This window comes from Curtobacterium sp. PhB130 (assembly GCF_003755165.1).
Taxonomy (GTDB): domain Bacteria; phylum Actinomycetota; class Actinomycetes; order Actinomycetales; family Microbacteriaceae; genus Curtobacterium.
On the sequence record NZ_RKII01000007.1, the window covers coordinates 854259 to 869454 of the forward strand.

General features: G+C 70.7%; 12 protein-coding genes and 1 tRNA gene. 10 read left to right on the forward strand and 3 right to left on the reverse strand.

The window, feature by feature from the left end:
• Positions 1–110 precede the first annotated feature (110 nt).
• The 7 genes from ahcY to secA all read left to right on the forward strand — a co-directional run bounded on the left by ahcY (position 111) and on the right by secA (position 10467).
• On the forward strand, positions 111–1589 hold the full coding sequence (gene ahcY / locus EDF24_RS09840) for an adenosylhomocysteinase (RefSeq protein WP_123702499.1): 1479 nt from the start codon (positions 111–113) through the stop codon (positions 1587–1589).
• Positions 1590–1747: 158 nt separating this feature from the next.
• The gene (gene mtrA / locus EDF24_RS09845) at positions 1748–2422 is read left to right on the forward strand and encodes an MtrAB system response regulator MtrA (RefSeq protein ID WP_123656163.1); all 675 of its coding nucleotides are present in this window, start codon (positions 1748–1750) and stop codon (positions 2420–2422) included.
• Between the two features lie 5 nt (positions 2423–2427).
• Entirely contained in the window at positions 2428–4089 is a 1662-nt protein-coding gene (gene mtrB / locus EDF24_RS09850; protein ID WP_243698416.1) for an MtrAB system histidine kinase MtrB, read from the forward strand.
• Positions 4086–5774, forward strand: a complete 1689-nt coding sequence (locus tag EDF24_RS09855; protein ID WP_123702501.1) for an LpqB family beta-propeller domain-containing protein — start codon at positions 4086–4088, stop codon at positions 5772–5774. Before mtrB ends, EDF24_RS09855 begins: the two co-directional genes overlap by 4 nt.
• Before the next feature lie 95 nt (positions 5775–5869).
• On the forward strand, positions 5870–6553 hold the full coding sequence (locus EDF24_RS09860) for a phosphoribosyltransferase family protein (RefSeq protein WP_123702503.1): 684 nt from the start codon (positions 5870–5872) through the stop codon (positions 6551–6553).
• A 275-nt stretch (positions 6554–6828) separates the two neighbouring features.
• A complete protein-coding gene (hpf, locus tag EDF24_RS09865; RefSeq protein ID WP_123702665.1) occupies positions 6829–7527 on the forward strand; it encodes a ribosome hibernation-promoting factor, HPF/YfiA family in 699 nt (232 codons plus the stop codon).
• Positions 7528–7686: 159 nt separating this feature from the next.
• Entirely contained in the window at positions 7687–10467 is a 2781-nt protein-coding gene (gene secA, locus EDF24_RS09870) for a preprotein translocase subunit SecA (protein WP_123702505.1), read from the forward strand.
• Between the two features lie 109 nt (positions 10468–10576).
• On the opposite strand, the gene EDF24_RS09875 is transcribed toward secA, so the two are convergent.
• Positions 10577–11089 (reverse strand): Rv3235 family protein, encoded by a 513-nt coding sequence (locus tag EDF24_RS09875; RefSeq protein WP_260233402.1) that lies wholly within the window; start codon positions 11087–11089, stop codon positions 10577–10579.
• Between the two features lie 118 nt (positions 11090–11207).
• Between EDF24_RS09875 and EDF24_RS09880 the strand changes: the two genes are divergently transcribed.
• On the forward strand, positions 11208–12707 hold the full coding sequence (locus tag EDF24_RS09880; protein WP_123656168.1) for a sensor histidine kinase: 1500 nt from the start codon (positions 11208–11210) through the stop codon (positions 12705–12707).
• A gap of 761 nt (positions 12708–13468) precedes the next feature.
• Here EDF24_RS09880 and EDF24_RS09885 read toward each other — a convergent pair.
• On the reverse strand, positions 13469–13717 hold the full coding sequence (locus EDF24_RS09885; RefSeq protein WP_017888820.1) for a WhiB family transcriptional regulator: 249 nt from the start codon (positions 13715–13717) through the stop codon (positions 13469–13471).
• A 265-nt stretch (positions 13718–13982) separates the two neighbouring features.
• Here EDF24_RS09885 and EDF24_RS09890 point away from each other — a divergent pair, with 265 nt between their 5' ends.
• The gene (locus EDF24_RS09890; protein WP_132050292.1) at positions 13983–14405 is read left to right on the forward strand and encodes a hypothetical protein; all 423 of its coding nucleotides are present in this window, start codon (positions 13983–13985) and stop codon (positions 14403–14405) included.
• Positions 14406–14477: 72 nt separating this feature from the next.
• Here EDF24_RS09890 and bcp read toward each other — a convergent pair whose 3' ends face one another.
• The gene (gene bcp / locus EDF24_RS09895; protein ID WP_123656170.1) at positions 14478–14948 is read right to left on the reverse strand and encodes a thioredoxin-dependent thiol peroxidase; all 471 of its coding nucleotides are present in this window, start codon (positions 14946–14948) and stop codon (positions 14478–14480) included.
• 113 nt (positions 14949–15061) lie between these two features.
• Between bcp and EDF24_RS09900 the strand changes: the two genes are divergently transcribed.
• Positions 15062–15137, forward strand: a tRNA-Lys gene (locus tag EDF24_RS09900).
• Positions 15138–15196 lie beyond the last annotated feature (59 nt).

A 15196-nucleotide genomic window follows, 5' to 3' on the forward strand; every position in this document is an offset into this window, starting at 1 on the left:
GACCCGCCCGCGCAGGCCGGCCCACCCGGGTGATCCGAGCCTCCCGGCCGGTCTGGAGGCGCGACCCGCGTCCGTGACGTCGCTCACGGTCACCGTGGGAGACTTGACCCATGCCCACCGAAACCCAGGCCGCAGCAGCATTCCGCGTGGCCGACCTCGGCCTCGCCGAGGCCGGTCGTCACCAGATCCGCCTCGCCGAGAACGAGATGCCGGGCCTCATGGCCCTGCGTGAGGAGTTCGGTGCGTCGCAGCCCCTCGCCGGTGCGCGCATCGCCGGGTCGCTGCACATGACGGTGCAGACGGCCGTCCTCATCGAGACGCTGACGGCGCTCGGCGCGCAGGTCCGCTGGGCCAGCTGCAACATCTTCTCCACGCAGGACGAAGCCGCCGCGGCGATGGCGGTCGGCCCGACCGGCACCCCGGACGCCCCCGCCGGCGTCCCGGTGTTCGCGTGGAAGGGCGAGACGCTCGAGGACTACTGGTGGTGCACCAACCGGATCTTCGACTGGAGCGCCGAAGCAGCCGAAGCCGGGGCTGACTGGGCCGGCCCGAACCTGATCCTCGACGACGGCGGCGACGCCACCATGCTCGTGCACACGGGCGCCGACGCCGAAGCGGCCGGCCGGGTGCCGGACGCCGGCCCGGACGCCAGCGCCGAGTACCGGATCGTGCTCGACACGATCGCGGCCTCGCTGACGGAGTCCTCGGACCGCTGGACCCGTATCGCAGCGGACATCCAGGGCGTGACCGAGGAGACCACCACTGGCGTCCACCGCCTGTACGAACTCGCTCGCACCGGTGAACTGAAGTTCCCCGCGATCAACGTCAACGACTCCGTCACGAAGTCGAAGTTCGACAACAAGTACGGCATCCGGCACTCGCTGCCCGACGGCCTCAACCGCGCGACCGACGTCCTGATCGGCGGCAAGGTCGTGTTCGTCGTCGGCTACGGCGACGTCGGCAAGGGCGCGGCAGAAGCGCTGCGCGGCCAGGGTGCCCGCGTCATCGTCAGCGAGGTGGACCCGATCTGCGCGCTGCAGGCGTCGATGGACGGCTACCAGGTCGCACGGCTCTCGGACGTCATCGGCGAGGTCGACATCGTCGTGACCTGCACGGGCAACCTCGGCGTCGTCGGCGTCGACGACATGCTCGGCCTCAAGCACCTGGCGATCGTCGCGAACGTCGGGCACTTCGACAACGAGATCGACATGGCCGGGCTCGAGTCCCTGCCGGGCGCGGAGAAGATCGAGATCAAGCCGCAGGTGCACGAGTGGCGCCTGCCCACCGGCCGGTCGATCCTCGTGCTCAGCGAGGGGCGCCTGATGAACCTCGGCAACGCGACCGGGCACCCGTCGTTCGTGATGAGCAACTCGTTCACGAACCAGGTCCTGGCGCAGATCGAGCTCTGGACCCGGCACGACGCGTACCCGACCGGGGTGTACGTCCTGCCGAAGCACCTCGACGAGAAGGTGGCGCGCCTGCACCTCGACGCGCTCGGGGTGCGGCTGACCACGCTCCGCCCGGAGCAGGCGTCCTACATCGGCGTGCCGGTGGAGGGCCCGTTCAAGCCGGACCACTACCGGTACTGACCCCGGCCGCGCTGCGCGCTCGCGCGCGTTGTGCGCTGCCCGCGCTGCGCGCTCGCACGCGGGTGCGCGCTGCGCGCGGTGTTCGGGCAGGCCCTCGGCTACTGTGAACGAGAGGTGCCTGCCCGGCACCACCGCACGCCACCCGGAGTCCACATCACATGACACCGCGCATCCTCGTCGTCGACGACGACCAGGCCCTCGCCGAGATGATCGGCATCGTCCTCCGCGCCGAGGGCTACGAGCCGGAGTTCAGCGGCGACGGCAACGACGCCGTCGACGCCTTCCACGCGACGAAGCCCGACCTGGTGCTCCTCGACGTGATGCTCCCCGGCATCGACGGCATCGAGGTCTGCCGGCGCATCCGTGCGGAGAGCGGCACGCCGATCATCATGCTCACCGCGAAGGGCGACACCTCGGACGTCGTCGCGGGCCTGGAGAACGGCGCCGACGACTACGTCGTGAAGCCGTTCAACCCGAAGGAGCTCGTCGCACGCATCCGCACCCGGCTGCGCCCGACCGCCTCCGACGCGGCCGTCCTGCACGTCGGTGACCTCACGGTCGACGTGCCCGGGCACGAGGTCCGCCGCGACGAGGCCGTCATCGCGCTGACGCCGCTCGAGTTCGACCTGCTCCGCGCCCTCGCCGAGAAGCCGAACCAGGTGTTCACGCGCGAGATGCTCCTCGAGCAGGTGTGGGGCTACCACTACAAGGCGGACACCCGCCTGGTGAACGTGCACGTCCAGCGGCTCCGCGCGAAGATCGAGCACGACCCGGACAACCCGCGGATCGTGACCACCGTCCGCGGCGTCGGCTACCGCGCCGGGGGAGCCTGAGCACCGTGCCCGCATCGTCCGGCCTGACGTCCTTCGGTCGGGCGCGCCGCCGCCTGCGCACCTGGGCACGGCGGGGCTGGCGGGGCATCGCGTACCTGTGGCGCCGGTCGCTGATGTTCCGGTCGGTCGCGATCACCGTCACCACCACCGGACTCGCGGTCGCCATCATCGGCACCGCGGTGATGCTGAGCATCTCGAGCAACGTGTACGCGCAGCGCCGCGACCAGATCGAGGCGGAGTCGGCGCGTGCGACGAACGTCGCGCAGGGGATCTTCGACGCGGCCACCGCCGCGGAGGACAACAACCAGTCCGAGCTGGAGACCCTGCAGAACGAGGCGCAGCGGGCGATCCTGTCGAACACGACGAGCCCGGGTGGCACGAGCATCGCGATCGAGCGGTCCCCGAACCAGTCGACGGCGCAGACGCTGCAGAACATCGCGAGCCAGGACTTCCCGGACGCGGTGATCACCGACTCACTGCGGAAGGCCGTCGGGAAGAACTCCGGGAACCTCAGCCTGCAGGCGGTCCGGCTCGAGGACGAGGGCCGGAGCGAACCGGGCCTCGCAGTCGGGTCGACGCTGCAGATCCCGAGCGCCGGCCAGTACGAGCTCTACCTGGTCTACGACCTCGCCGACGCGCAGCAGACCCTCGACTTCGTGTCGCAGACGCTCTCCATCGGCGGTGTCGCACTCATCGTGCTCATCGCCCTCGTCACCTCGCTCGTGGTCCGGCTCGTCGTGGTGCCGATCCGCGGTGCTGCCGAGACCAGCCGGAAGATCGCCGCCGGACGCCTCGACGAACGCATCCCCGTCAAGGGGCAGGACGACGTCGCCACCCTCGCGCGGAGCTTCAACGGCATGGCGGACGCGGTCAGCCGGCAGATCACCCAGCTCGCCGAGCTCTCCCGGGTGCAGCAGCGCTTCGTGTCCGACGTCTCGCACGAGCTCCGGACCCCGCTCACCACGATCCGCCTCGCCGGCGACGTCCTCTACGACGCCCGGCACGCCTTCGAGCCCGCCGTCGGTCGCTCCGCCGAGCTCCTGCACGACCAGATCGACCGGTTCGAGCTGCTCCTCGCCGACCTGCTGGAGATCTCCCGGTACGACGCCCAGGCCGTCGAGCTCGAGACCGAGCCGGTGCAACCCGCGTCGTTGACCGCGGACATCGTCGACGAGTTCCGGCCGCTCGCCGACCGCCTCGGCGTCGACCTGCGGCTCGCGACCCCCGGCGGCCACACCACCATGCAGCTCGACGCCAGGCGGATCCGGCGCATCCTCCGGAACCTCGTCGGCAACGCGATCGAGCACGGGGACGCCAAGCCCGTGCACGTCGTCGTGGACAGCGACGCCCGGACCGTCGCGATCGCCGTCCGCGACCACGGGGTCGGGATGCCGCCGGAGGACGCCGCCCGGGTGTTCGACCGGTTCTGGCGCGCGGACCCGAGCCGCAAGCGGACGATCGGCGGGACCGGGCTCGGACTCGCGATCAGCCTCGGCGACGCGAACCTGCACGGCGGCCGCATCGACGTGTGGTCCCGGCCGGGGGAGGGCTCGGCCTTCGTGCTCACCGTGCCGCGGCAGGGCCAGGAGCCCACGGCGACGTCGGCGATCCCGCTGCCGGAGCTCGACGAACCGTACGACGGACCCCGGGAAGGCGGCCCCCGATGACCAGCACACGTCCTCGTCGCGCGCTCGCCGCAGTCCTCGCCGCCGTGGCGGTCGTGGTGCTCGCCGGGTGCGCCGCCATCCCGACCGGAGGCCCCGTCCGCGACGGCCAGAGCCTCAAGGACGAATCGGTCTCCGGCGTCGACTTCCGCCCGAACAGCCCGACGCCCGGCGCCGACCAGGACACGATCCTCCGGCAGTTCATCGACGCCGCGACCGGTGCGCAGGACAACTACGCGATCGCCCGGGAGTTCCTCAGCGACTCCTTCGCCCAGAAGTGGAATCCCCGTCAGAGCGTCACGATCCGGCAGGGCAGCGGCGCGGTCGACCGCACCGGCACCCGGGAGCTCACGTACACGCTCACCGCGAGTGCCACGGTGGACGCCGACGGCGAGTACACCCAGGCGGTCCGCCCGACCTCCTCGACGCTGACCTTCCAGTTCGTGAAGGAAGACGGCGAGTGGCGGATCGCCTACGCGCCGGACGGCGTCATCCTCACGCCGGTCAGTTTCGAGCAGGTGTTCCAGGCGCACGCGTTGTACTTCTACGACCCGACGTACCGCTACCTGGTGCCCGACGAGCGCTGGTTCCTGGCTCGCTCCTCGACGAGCACCCGCATCGCCAGCGCGCTGCTCTCCGGACCGGCCGACTGGTTGAAGGGCGCCGTGGTGTCCTCGTTCCCCGAGGGAACGCAGCTCTCGCTGAACGCCGTCACCGTCGACAACGGCAGCGCGCAGGTCGACCTGTCGAGCGACGCGCTCCGGGCGACCACGGTGGACAAGGTGCGGATGCGGGAGCAGCTCGCCCGGTCGCTGTCGTCCGTCGCGACGATCTCCTCGGTCGAGCTCACCATCGAGGGCGCCAGCTTCTCGGTGCCCGACTCCAGCGGCACCAGCGCCGTCGTCAACCCTGACGTCGACCCGCGTCCCCTCGTCGAGGACGGCGGCGCCGTCGGCTTCGCCGCACCGGGCACGGGCGACGTCGCGAAGCTCGGCAGCGGCCTCGGTGACGCGATCGCGAAGCTCGACCCGACGTCGATCGCGCTGAGCGCGTCCGGTGCCGACGCTGCGGTCGGGGACGCGGACGGCGTCTTCGTGGTCCGCAGCGGCAAGAAGCCGCTCCGCATCGACGCGCGGGACCACCTCATCGCACCCTCCATCGACGACCAGGGCTTCGTGTGGACGGCGCAGTCGACGAACACGCGCGCGATCACCGCGTACGGCCTCGGCGGCGACCCGCACCAGGTGTCCTCGACGCTGCCGGACGGCGACCTCGTGTCGTTCCAGGTGTCCCGCGACTCCACCCGGGCGCTCGCGCTCATCGACACCGACGACGGCCCCGCCCTGTACGTGATGGCGATCACCCGCGACTCCGACCGCACACCGACGGCGCTCGGGTCCCCGGTGCGGCTGCAGGCGGCGTCCGGCACCGCGGTCGGGGCGACGTGGGTGAGCGACCTCGACGTCGCGTCCCTCGGGCAGACCTCGAGCGGTCCGAGCATCGTCCGCTCCACCATCGGCGGGCAGTCGACGGTGCTGCAGCGGCCGGACGGCCGGGCCACGCAGATCGCCGGCGGCAGCGGGGGCACGCTGCTCCTGCGGACCGCCGACGGGCAGGTCCTGCAGTCCACCGGGGGCGGCTGGGACCGCACCGGCGTCACGGCGTCGGTGCTCGGCACGCAGCGCTGACCGGCCGCTCCTCCACAGGAGCACCGGCCGGGAGGCCCGTCCACCGTTCCGCACGATCCGCCCGGCCGGGTGCCTCCCGCGGCGAGGATCGCCCCATGACCACCGCTCCACACCCCTGGCGCGACGCGTTCCTCGCCGTCGTCGCCCTGTTCCTGCCCGTCTCGTGCCTCGGCTGCGGTGCGCGCGACCGGCCCCTGTGCGACTCCTGCCGCGCCGACCTCGCCGGGCGTCCGGGTCGGGTCCGGCTCGTCGGGGGTGTCCGCCTCGACGCGGCCTTCGAGTACGAGGGGCTGGTTCGCACCCTGGTGCTCGAACTGAAGCTCCGAGGGCGGGTGGACGTGGCGGCGCCGCTCGGGCGGCCGACCGGGGCGCTGGTGCGCCAGGCGCTGGCGGACGCCCCGCCGGGCACGCTCGTGCTCCGGGTGCCGCCGTCACCGCGTGGGCGGCGGCGGCGCGGGTTCGACACCGTGGTGCTGCTCCTCGCTCGCGGGGGTGTCCGCCGGACCGGGCGGCTGCGGCGGCAGCGTGCTGCCGGGCCGCCCGGCGTCGGACTCCGCGGTGCCCGGCCGCGTGGCGCGGGCCAGAAGGAGCGGACGGCGCTCGAGCGGGTGGACGCCACGGTCGGCACGCTCCGGGCGGTCGGGGTCTCCGGGCGTGACGTGGTGCTCGTCGACGACGTCGTCACCACCGGGGTGACCATGGCGGAGGCGGTCCGTGCCGTCCGTGCCGCCGGTGGCCGGGTCGTGCGCTGCGTCGCGACGGCGAGCGTCGAGTCGTGACGGTGCGCGGGTGCGCGGGTGCGCGGGTGTCGGCATGCGCGTGCGCGGGTGTGGCGTACGCGCGTACGCGGGCCTGCCGCTTACCAGTGCGCGGCGCGACCCGCCCGGGTTGCCCCGTGCGTGAACACCCGGTGTCCTCTGTGCATCCGGTGGGTGTCCGGCACGACTCACGGCGAACCGGTGACGCGAGTGCTCCGGCGGGTCTAGCGTCGCTGGGACAAGGCGTTGACGATCGCCGGATGGAGGCGACGCGCCGAGTCTGGATGGGAGCCGCCATGGACGTGACGATCACGGGCCGGAACGTCGGGATCACCGACCGATTCCGCACCTACGTCGAACAGAAGTCCGACAAGATCGACGTGCTCGCCGACCGCGCCCTCGCGTTCGAGGTGCGCATCAGCCGCCACAACGAGAAGAGCGGCAGCAACCAGGGCGAGGACCGGGTCGAACTGACGCTGATCGGTCCCGGGCCGCTCGTCCGAGCGGAGTCCGCGGCGTCGGACAAGTACGCCGCGTTCGACCTGGCGTTCGCTCGGATCATGGAGCGGCTGCGCCGAGCGCGCGACCGCAGGAAGGTGCACCGTGGGCGTCACCGCCCGACCTCGGTGGCCGAAGCCGCGGGGACGGCCTTCGACGGCATGGACGTCACCCCGGCCGACGGCAAGCTCATCGACGACGTCGCCACCGGTGCCGTCACGGTCGTCGACGAGGAACCGCACGAGGAAGAGGACGAGGTCTACTCGCCCGTCGTCATCCGGGAGAAGGTGTTCGAGGCAGCGCCGATGACCGTCGACGACGCGCTCTACTTCATGGAGCTCGTCGGACACGACTTCTACCTCTTCGTCGACGCCGAGACCCACCGACCGAGCGTGGTCTACCGCCGGAAGGGCTGGGACTACGGGGTCATCGGGCTCGACGGCACCGCTGCCGCCGACTCCGACGCCGCTCAGGAACCGGCCGCGGCGCTCGCCTGAGCGTCCGGGACCACCCGAACCGGGGGTGCGCGGTCCGTTCGCGGGCCGCGCACACCCGTGTCCGGGGCCGGTGTTCACAGCCCAAGGCTCGACCGGGTTGCTAGCATGACTGGCTGATCGGACGCGCCGACCGCGCGCGACGACCTGTAAGGAGTTCACGTGGCAAACGTGCTGGAGAAGGTCCTCCGCATCGGCGAAGGACGCACCCTGCGTCGGCTGAAGGCGTACGCCTCGGCGATCAACGACCTCGAGGACGACTTCTCGACCCTCACCGACGAGGAACTCCAGGACGAGACCAAGGAGCTCCGCGAGCGGTACGCCAACGGTGAGACCCTCGACGACCTCCTGCCCGAGGCGTTCGCCGCCGTTCGCGAAGCCGCGAAGCGCACCCTCGGCATGCGGCACTTCGACGTGCAGCTCATGGGTGGCGCCGCGCTCCACCTCGGCAACATCGCCGAGATGAAGACCGGTGAAGGCAAGACCCTCGTCGCGACGACGGCGGCGTACCTCAACGCCATCCCGTCCCGCGGCGTCCACGTCATCACCGTCAACGACTTCCTCGCGTCGTACCAGTCCGAGCTCATGGGCCGCGTCTTCCGCGCGCTCGGCATGACCACGGGCTGCATCGTCGCGAACCAGTCCCCTGCGGAGCGTCGCGAGCAGTACGCCGCCGACATCACCTACGGCACGAACAACGAGTTCGGGTTCGACTACCTGCGCGACAACATGGCGTGGCAGGCCGCCGACATGGTGCAGCGCGGGCACTTCTTCGCGATCGTGGACGAGGTCGACTCGATCCTCATCGACGAAGCCCGCACGCCGCTGATCATCTCCGGCCCCTCCTCTGGTGAAGCGAACCGCTGGTTCACCGAGTTCGCCTCGATCGCCAAGCGCCTCACCGCAGGGGAGGACTTCGAGGTCGACGAGAAGAAGCGCACCGTCGGTGTCCTCGAGCCCGGCATCGAGAAGGTCGAGGACTACCTCGGCATCGACAACCTCTACGAGTCCGCGAACACCCCGCTGATCTCGTTCCTGAACAACGCGATCAAGGCCGACTCGCTGTTCAAGCGCGACAAGGACTACGTCGTGATGAACGGCGAGGTGCTCATCGTCGACGAACACACCGGCCGCATCCTGATGGGCCGCCGCTACAACGAGGGCATCCACCAGGCGATCGAGGCGAAGGAAGGCGTCGAGGTCAAGGCCGAGAACCAGACCCTCGCGACCGTCACGCTGCAGAACTACTTCCGCCTGTACCAGAAGCTCTCCGGCATGACCGGTACCGCGGAGACCGAAGCGGCCGAGTTCATGTCGACGTACAAGCTCGGCGTGGTCCCGATCCCGACGAACCGCCCGATGCAGCGCCTCGACCAGACGGACCTCGTCTACAAGAACGAGAAGGCGAAGTTCGAGCAGGTCGCGAACGACATCGAAGAGCGCCACGAGAAGGGCCAGCCCGTCCTCGTCGGCACCACGAGCGTCGAGAAGTCGGAGTACCTCTCGAAGCTCCTCGCGAAGAAGGGCGTCAAGCACGAGGTCCTCAACGCGAAGAACCACGCGCGTGAAGCCGCGATCGTCGCCCAGGCCGGTCGCCTCGGCGCCGTGACCGTCGCGACGAACATGGCCGGTCGCGGTACCGACATCATGCTCGGCGGCAACGCGGAGTTCCTCGCCGTGCAGGAGATGCACGCCAAGGGCCTCTCGCCGACCGAGACCCCGGACGAGTACGAAGCCGCCTGGGACGAGGTCTTCGCCAGCCAGAAGGCCGTCGTCGAGGAAGAGGGCGACAAGGTCCGCGACGCCGGCGGTCTCTACGTGCTCGGCACCGAGCGCCACGAGTCGCGCCGCATCGACAACCAGCTCCGCGGTCGTTCCGGCCGTCAGGGTGACCCGGGCGAGAGCCGGTTCTACCTCTCGCTCACCGACGACCTGATGCGCCTGTTCAACTCCGGTGCCGCCGAGAGCCTGATGGGCCGCTCGAACGTCCCGGACGACCTCGCCATCGAGAACAAGCTCGTCGGCCGTGCGATCCGTTCGGCACAGTCGCAGGTCGAAGGCCGCAACGCCGAGATCCGCAAGAACGTCCTCAAGTACGACGACGTCCTGAACCGCCAGCGCGAAGCGATCTACAGCGACCGCCGGCACATCCTCGAAGGCGACGACCTCCATGAGCGCACGCAGTCGTTCCTGAAGAGCGTCATCGACGACGTGATCGACACGCACACCGGCGAAGGCTCCCCGGACGACTGGGACCTCGACGCGATGTGGACCGAGCTCGGCACGCTCTACCCGATCTCGATCACCATCGACGAGGTCATCACCGAAGCCGGCTCGAAGGGCAAGGCGACGCGGGAGTTCCTCGGCCGCGAGATCCTCTCCGACGCCAAGCTGGCCTACCAGCAGCGCGAGGAGACCCTCGGCGACGAAGCGATGCGCGAGCTCGAGCGTCGCGTGGTCCTCTCCGTGGTGGACCGCCGCTGGCGCGACCACCTCTACGAGATGGACTACCTCAAGGACGGCATCGGCCTCCGTGCGATGGCCCAGCGCGACCCGCTCGTCGAGTACCAGCGCGAGGGCTACGCCCTGTTCCAGAACATGATGGGGCAGATCCGCGAAGAGTCGGTCGGATTCCTGTTCAACCTCGAGGTGCAGGTCCAGTCCGACGGCGAGAACGCCGTGATCGAGGCGAAGGGCCTCGCCGAGGAAGAAGTCGCCGGTCTCGAGTTCTCGGCACCGTCGATCGACGGTGAGGTCGAGGTCCGCGACGAACGCGGTCGCCTCGAGCAGGCCGCGACGGCACTCGCGCAGCGTGCGCAGGCCGAGGAAGAGGCGGCAGCGGTTGCCGAGAAGGGGTCCGCGTTCGGTTCGGCCGCCACGGCGACCGGCCAGGCCGCCGCGACCAACCGCGCCGACCGTCGTCAGGCCGCCAAGAAGGGCTGACGCGACAACGCTCCTGACGGGAGGCCCGGTGCCGGCTGGCACCGGGCCTCCCGTCCGTGCACCCCGCGCCCCACGCCCCGACCGGAACGACCTGACACGAGCCGATCCGTCAGAGCATGCCGATGGCCGTCGCGCGCCACCGGCCGGCACGCTCCTCGAGCCGGATGGCGACCGCGCGCGCATGCGAGCGGGTGTGCACGACGACGCTCACCTCGGCGACGCCGTCCACCGGGCGGCAGACCAGCACGCTCCCGACGCGGATCGACGGCCGTCGGTTGCGACGCCGGGCGACGGAGCGGGCCCGCGCGGCGAAGGCTGCCCGTTGCTGCAGGTGGCGCTGCACGTCCTCGGTGATCCACCGGGCGATGCTGTCGACCTCCCGCGCACCGGAGAGGATCTCCGCGACGCACAGGGCGAGCGCCCGCGCGGTCTCCGCGGGATCGGGGAGGACGTCATCGGCCGTGGAGGCCCCGTCGGCACTCGGTGGGTCCTGCGCGCTCGACAGGTCCTGCGCGCTCGACAGCCGTCCCGTGGCGGCGACCACCGCCGACCCGACGGCCGCCTGCTCCGGCTGCGTGGACCCGCCCGCATCGTCCTCGATCCGCTGTGCTTCCCGCGCCACCCCGGCCCCTTTCGTTGGTGGGCTGAGCGTAAGGCGTATGCAACATGAGAAATTCCGAAGCTCGATGCCTGTGGACGGAGCAGATCTGTCCACAGTCCGTCGCACCTAGACTGGGCCGGTGTCGACCCTCAGTGATCTCGTCCTCGCACAAGGCCGATCCTCCGAAGCAGACGTGGAGTGGCTCCACCTGCTCGTGGGGGACTGGCAGCTCCTCTCGGACCTGTCCTTCGCGGACATGGTCCTGTGGGTGCCGACCGCCGAGGACGGCTCGTTCGTGGCCGTCGCGCACGCCCGACCGTCGTCCGCGGCGACGCTGTTCTACCGCGACATCGTCGGCCAGGAGATCCGCGAGGAATGGCGCGAGCAGGTCACCGAGAGCTTCGCTGGCTCGAAGGTCGTCGACTCCGCCGAGCCGGACTGGTACGAGGACACCCCGACCCGCGTCCGCGCGATCCCGGTGCTGCGCCGCCTGAGCCCGAAGAGCAAGCAGACGACCGACCGTCCCATCGCGGTCGTCACGCGGCACTCCAACCAGGACGAGATGCGCACGCCGAGCCGCCAGGAGCTCAACTTCACCGCGAGTGCGAACGACCTGTTCGGCATGATCGCGACCGGCGACTTCCCGGACCTCGGTGCGCCGGCCGGACCGCGTCGTGGAGCGCCGCGTGCGAGCGACGGCCTGCTCCGCCTCGACACGAACGGCATCGTCACGTTCGCGAGCCCGAACGGCCTCAGCGCCTTCAACCGGATGGGTTTCGAGGGCGAACTCGAGCGGAAGTCGCTCGCCGAGGTGACGACCGAGCTCCTCGGGCAGCAGCTCGACGTCGACGAGTCCCTGCCCCTCGTGGTCACCGGCCGTGCCCCGTGGCGAGCCGACATCGAGTCGAAGGGCGTCACCGTGACGCTCCGCTCGATCCCGCTGCGCGACCACGGTGAGCGCATCGGCGCCGTCGTGCTCTGCCGCGACGTCACCGAGATGCGGCACCAGGAGCGCGAGCTCATCACCAAGGACGCCACCATCCGGGAGATCCACCACCGGGTGAAGAACAACCTGCAGACCGTCGCGTCCCTGCTCCGCATCCAGGCGCGCCGGACCCACTCGGACGAAGCACGGACGTCACTGCAGAACGCGATGCGCCGCGTCGCCGCCATCGCCGTCGTGCACGACACCCTGTCGACGGGCCTCAGCCAGAACGTCGACTTCGACGAGGTCTTCGACTCCGTCCTGAAGCTCGTCACCGAGGTGGCCGCCTCCCACAACACCACGGTCCACCCGAAGAAGACGGGGGAGTTCGGGGTGCTCCCGTCGGAGGCCGCGACGCCGCTCGCGCTCGGGCTCACCGAACTCGTCACGAACGCGGTGGAGCACGGGCTCGACGGCCGCGACGGCGAGGTCGAGATCGTCGCCCGCCGCTCCGACGACCACCTGTCGATCCAGGTGCGGGACAACGGCGTCGGGCTGCCGGAGGGCAAGGTCGGCTCGGGCCTCGGCACGCAGATCGTCCGCACGCTCATCCAGGGCGAGCTCGGCGGCACGATCGACTGGCACACGCTGACCGGCAGCGGCACCGAGGTCACCATCTCGATCCCGTTCCGCTGGGAGACCGCGGCCGCGTAGCGGCGCCGCGGGGCGCGCGGCGGGCGGCGGCGCTGGCGCCGGGCGGCGGCGCACAACCGAAAGCAGCCCGAACCACGGAATTCCGTGGTTCGGGCTGCTTTCAGTTGTGCAAAGGCACCGCGCCGCACCGGGTGGTGCGCTGTCGGATCGCGCGTCGGCGCGAGTGATGTCCGTCGCGCAGCGCGGCGCGGCGCGCCCGCGTGTGGACGTCGCGCCCCGGCGCGTGGGGGCGCGACGTTCGTAGTGGGGTGCAACCCGAGCGCCTGGAGGCCCGGCGCGCGCCCGGCGGGCTGGCATCGGGCCTCCAGGAGGTCGCGCTGCCCCAGAGCAGGCCGCACCGCGTTCTGCGGAGACGCGGCACCGCGGCGCGGATCCGGCACCGGGGGGCGGTGCCGTATCCGCTCGCGCGGAGCGTGCGCGGATACGCGCCCGCGCGTGGACGTCGCGCCCCGGTGCGTGGGGGCGCGACGTTCGTAGTGGGGTGCAACCCGGCCGCCTGGAGGCTCGGCGCGCGCCCGGCGGGCTGGCACCGGTCCTCCAGGCGGTCGCGGTGACCCCGCACAACCGAACGCAGCCCGAACCACGGGATCGAGTGGTGCGGGCTGGTTTTGGTTGTGCGAAGCGCCGCACCGCCCGGCGGCGAGGCCGCCCACCGCGGCGCGGGACGCCGCGCCCGCCGCGCGGCGCGGCGCGCCGCGCACGACGACGCCCGCCGCGCCCCGAAGGGCCCGGCGGGCGTCGTCGTCAGTACTGCTGCTGCGTCAGGAGGCGCGGCGAGCCCGAGCGGCGCGGCGCTTGAGCGCGCGACGCTCGTCCTCGCTGAGACCGCCCCAGACGCCCGAGTCCTGGTTGTTCTCGAGGGCGTACTGCAGGCACATCTCGGTCACGGTGCACCGTGCGCACACCGACTTCGCCTTCTCGATCTGGTCCACGGCCGGCCCGGTGTTCCCAACGGGGAAGAAGAGCTCGGGGTCCGCGGTGAGGCAGGCAGCCTTGTCACGCCAATCCATGTGGTGGTGCTCCTTGATGTCGATGCTCGAACGGCAGGCCGGGGCCGTGGTTCGGGGCTCGAGGACTCTGCACATGATCATGTGACGTACGGGGGGATCCTGTGGGGAGGAGAAACCGTGCGGGGAGAGTCCGACGCCCGCGAACGCTCGGGAGAAGAGCGTCGAACCACGGGAGACGCACACCACATCGTGCCGTCCAAACGACCTCGAACATCGTTCCATACTGGTATGGCCAAATCAAGGGTTGCAATCCTGGAGGATCACTGTGTCTGAGCCCACCTCGAACTCACCCGAGGCCCCCGAACCGAGGTCTCGGGCCATGCTCGGGCTGCTCGTGGTCCTCGCGCTGGAGTTCCTCGCGCTCGTGGTCACGACCGTCGCACTCATCGTGGAGCTGCTCGTGTCGCCGGCGTCGAGCGTCGCGTCCGGCATCGCCCTCGTGATCCTGACCGCCATCGCGGCGCTGTGGCTCGGGTCGATGCTCGTCGGCCTCTGGCGTGGCCGCTCCTGGGTGCGCAGCGGGATCATCGTCTGGCAGGTACTGCAGGGAGCCCTGGCGATCGGTGCGTTCCAGGGGGTCTTCCGCGTCCCGGCCGTCGGGTGGGCGCTGCTCCTGCCGGCGCTCGTCGCCATCACGCTCGTGCTCTCGAAGTCGGTGACGACCGCCCTGGCGCGTCGCGTCGAGTAGGTCGTCACCACAGACGGACGGGAGGCCCGGTGCCAGCTGGCACCGGGCCTCCCGTCCGTCTGTGGGCCGGGTTCAGACCAGGCCGAGCTTCTTCCGCAGGCTGGCCACGTGCCCGGTGGCCTTGACGTTGTAGAGCGGCAGCTGCACGGAGCCGTCCTCGGCGACGACGATCGTCGACCGGATCGTGCCGGTGACGATCTTGCCGTAGTTGTTCTTCTCACCCCAGGCACCGTAGGCCTTGTGCACTGCCAGGTCCGGGTCGCTCAGCAGCGGGAAGGTCAGGGCCTGCTCGTGCTGGAACTCCTTGAGCGCCGGCAGCTCGTCCTTCGACACGCCGAGGACCTCGTACCCGGCGGCCTGGAGCGAGGACATGTTGTCGCGGAAGTCGCACGCCTCGGTGGTGCAGCCCGGGGTCGACGCGGCGGGGTAGAAGTACACGATGACCTTGCGTCCCCGCAGGGATCCGAGGGTGTGCTCCACCCCGTCCTGGTCCTGCAGGGTGAAGTCTGGGGCGGTGTCGCCGGCGGCGAGACGGTCGGTCATGGGGCTCCTGTTCGGTCGGTGCCCGGCGGTGGTCACGGGCACGCGGATCCCATGCTATTGTTGATTCCCGTTGCGGCACACAAGCCAAGACAAGCTCCGGGTGACCGGTGCATGCACCTCTAGCTCAATTGGCAGAGCAACTGACTCTTAATCAGTGGGTTCTCGGTTCAAGTCCGAGGGGGTGCACCACGATCCGAACCCCTGCTCCGGCAGGGGTTCTCGTGTATCCGGAGGGGGATCGGGGAACG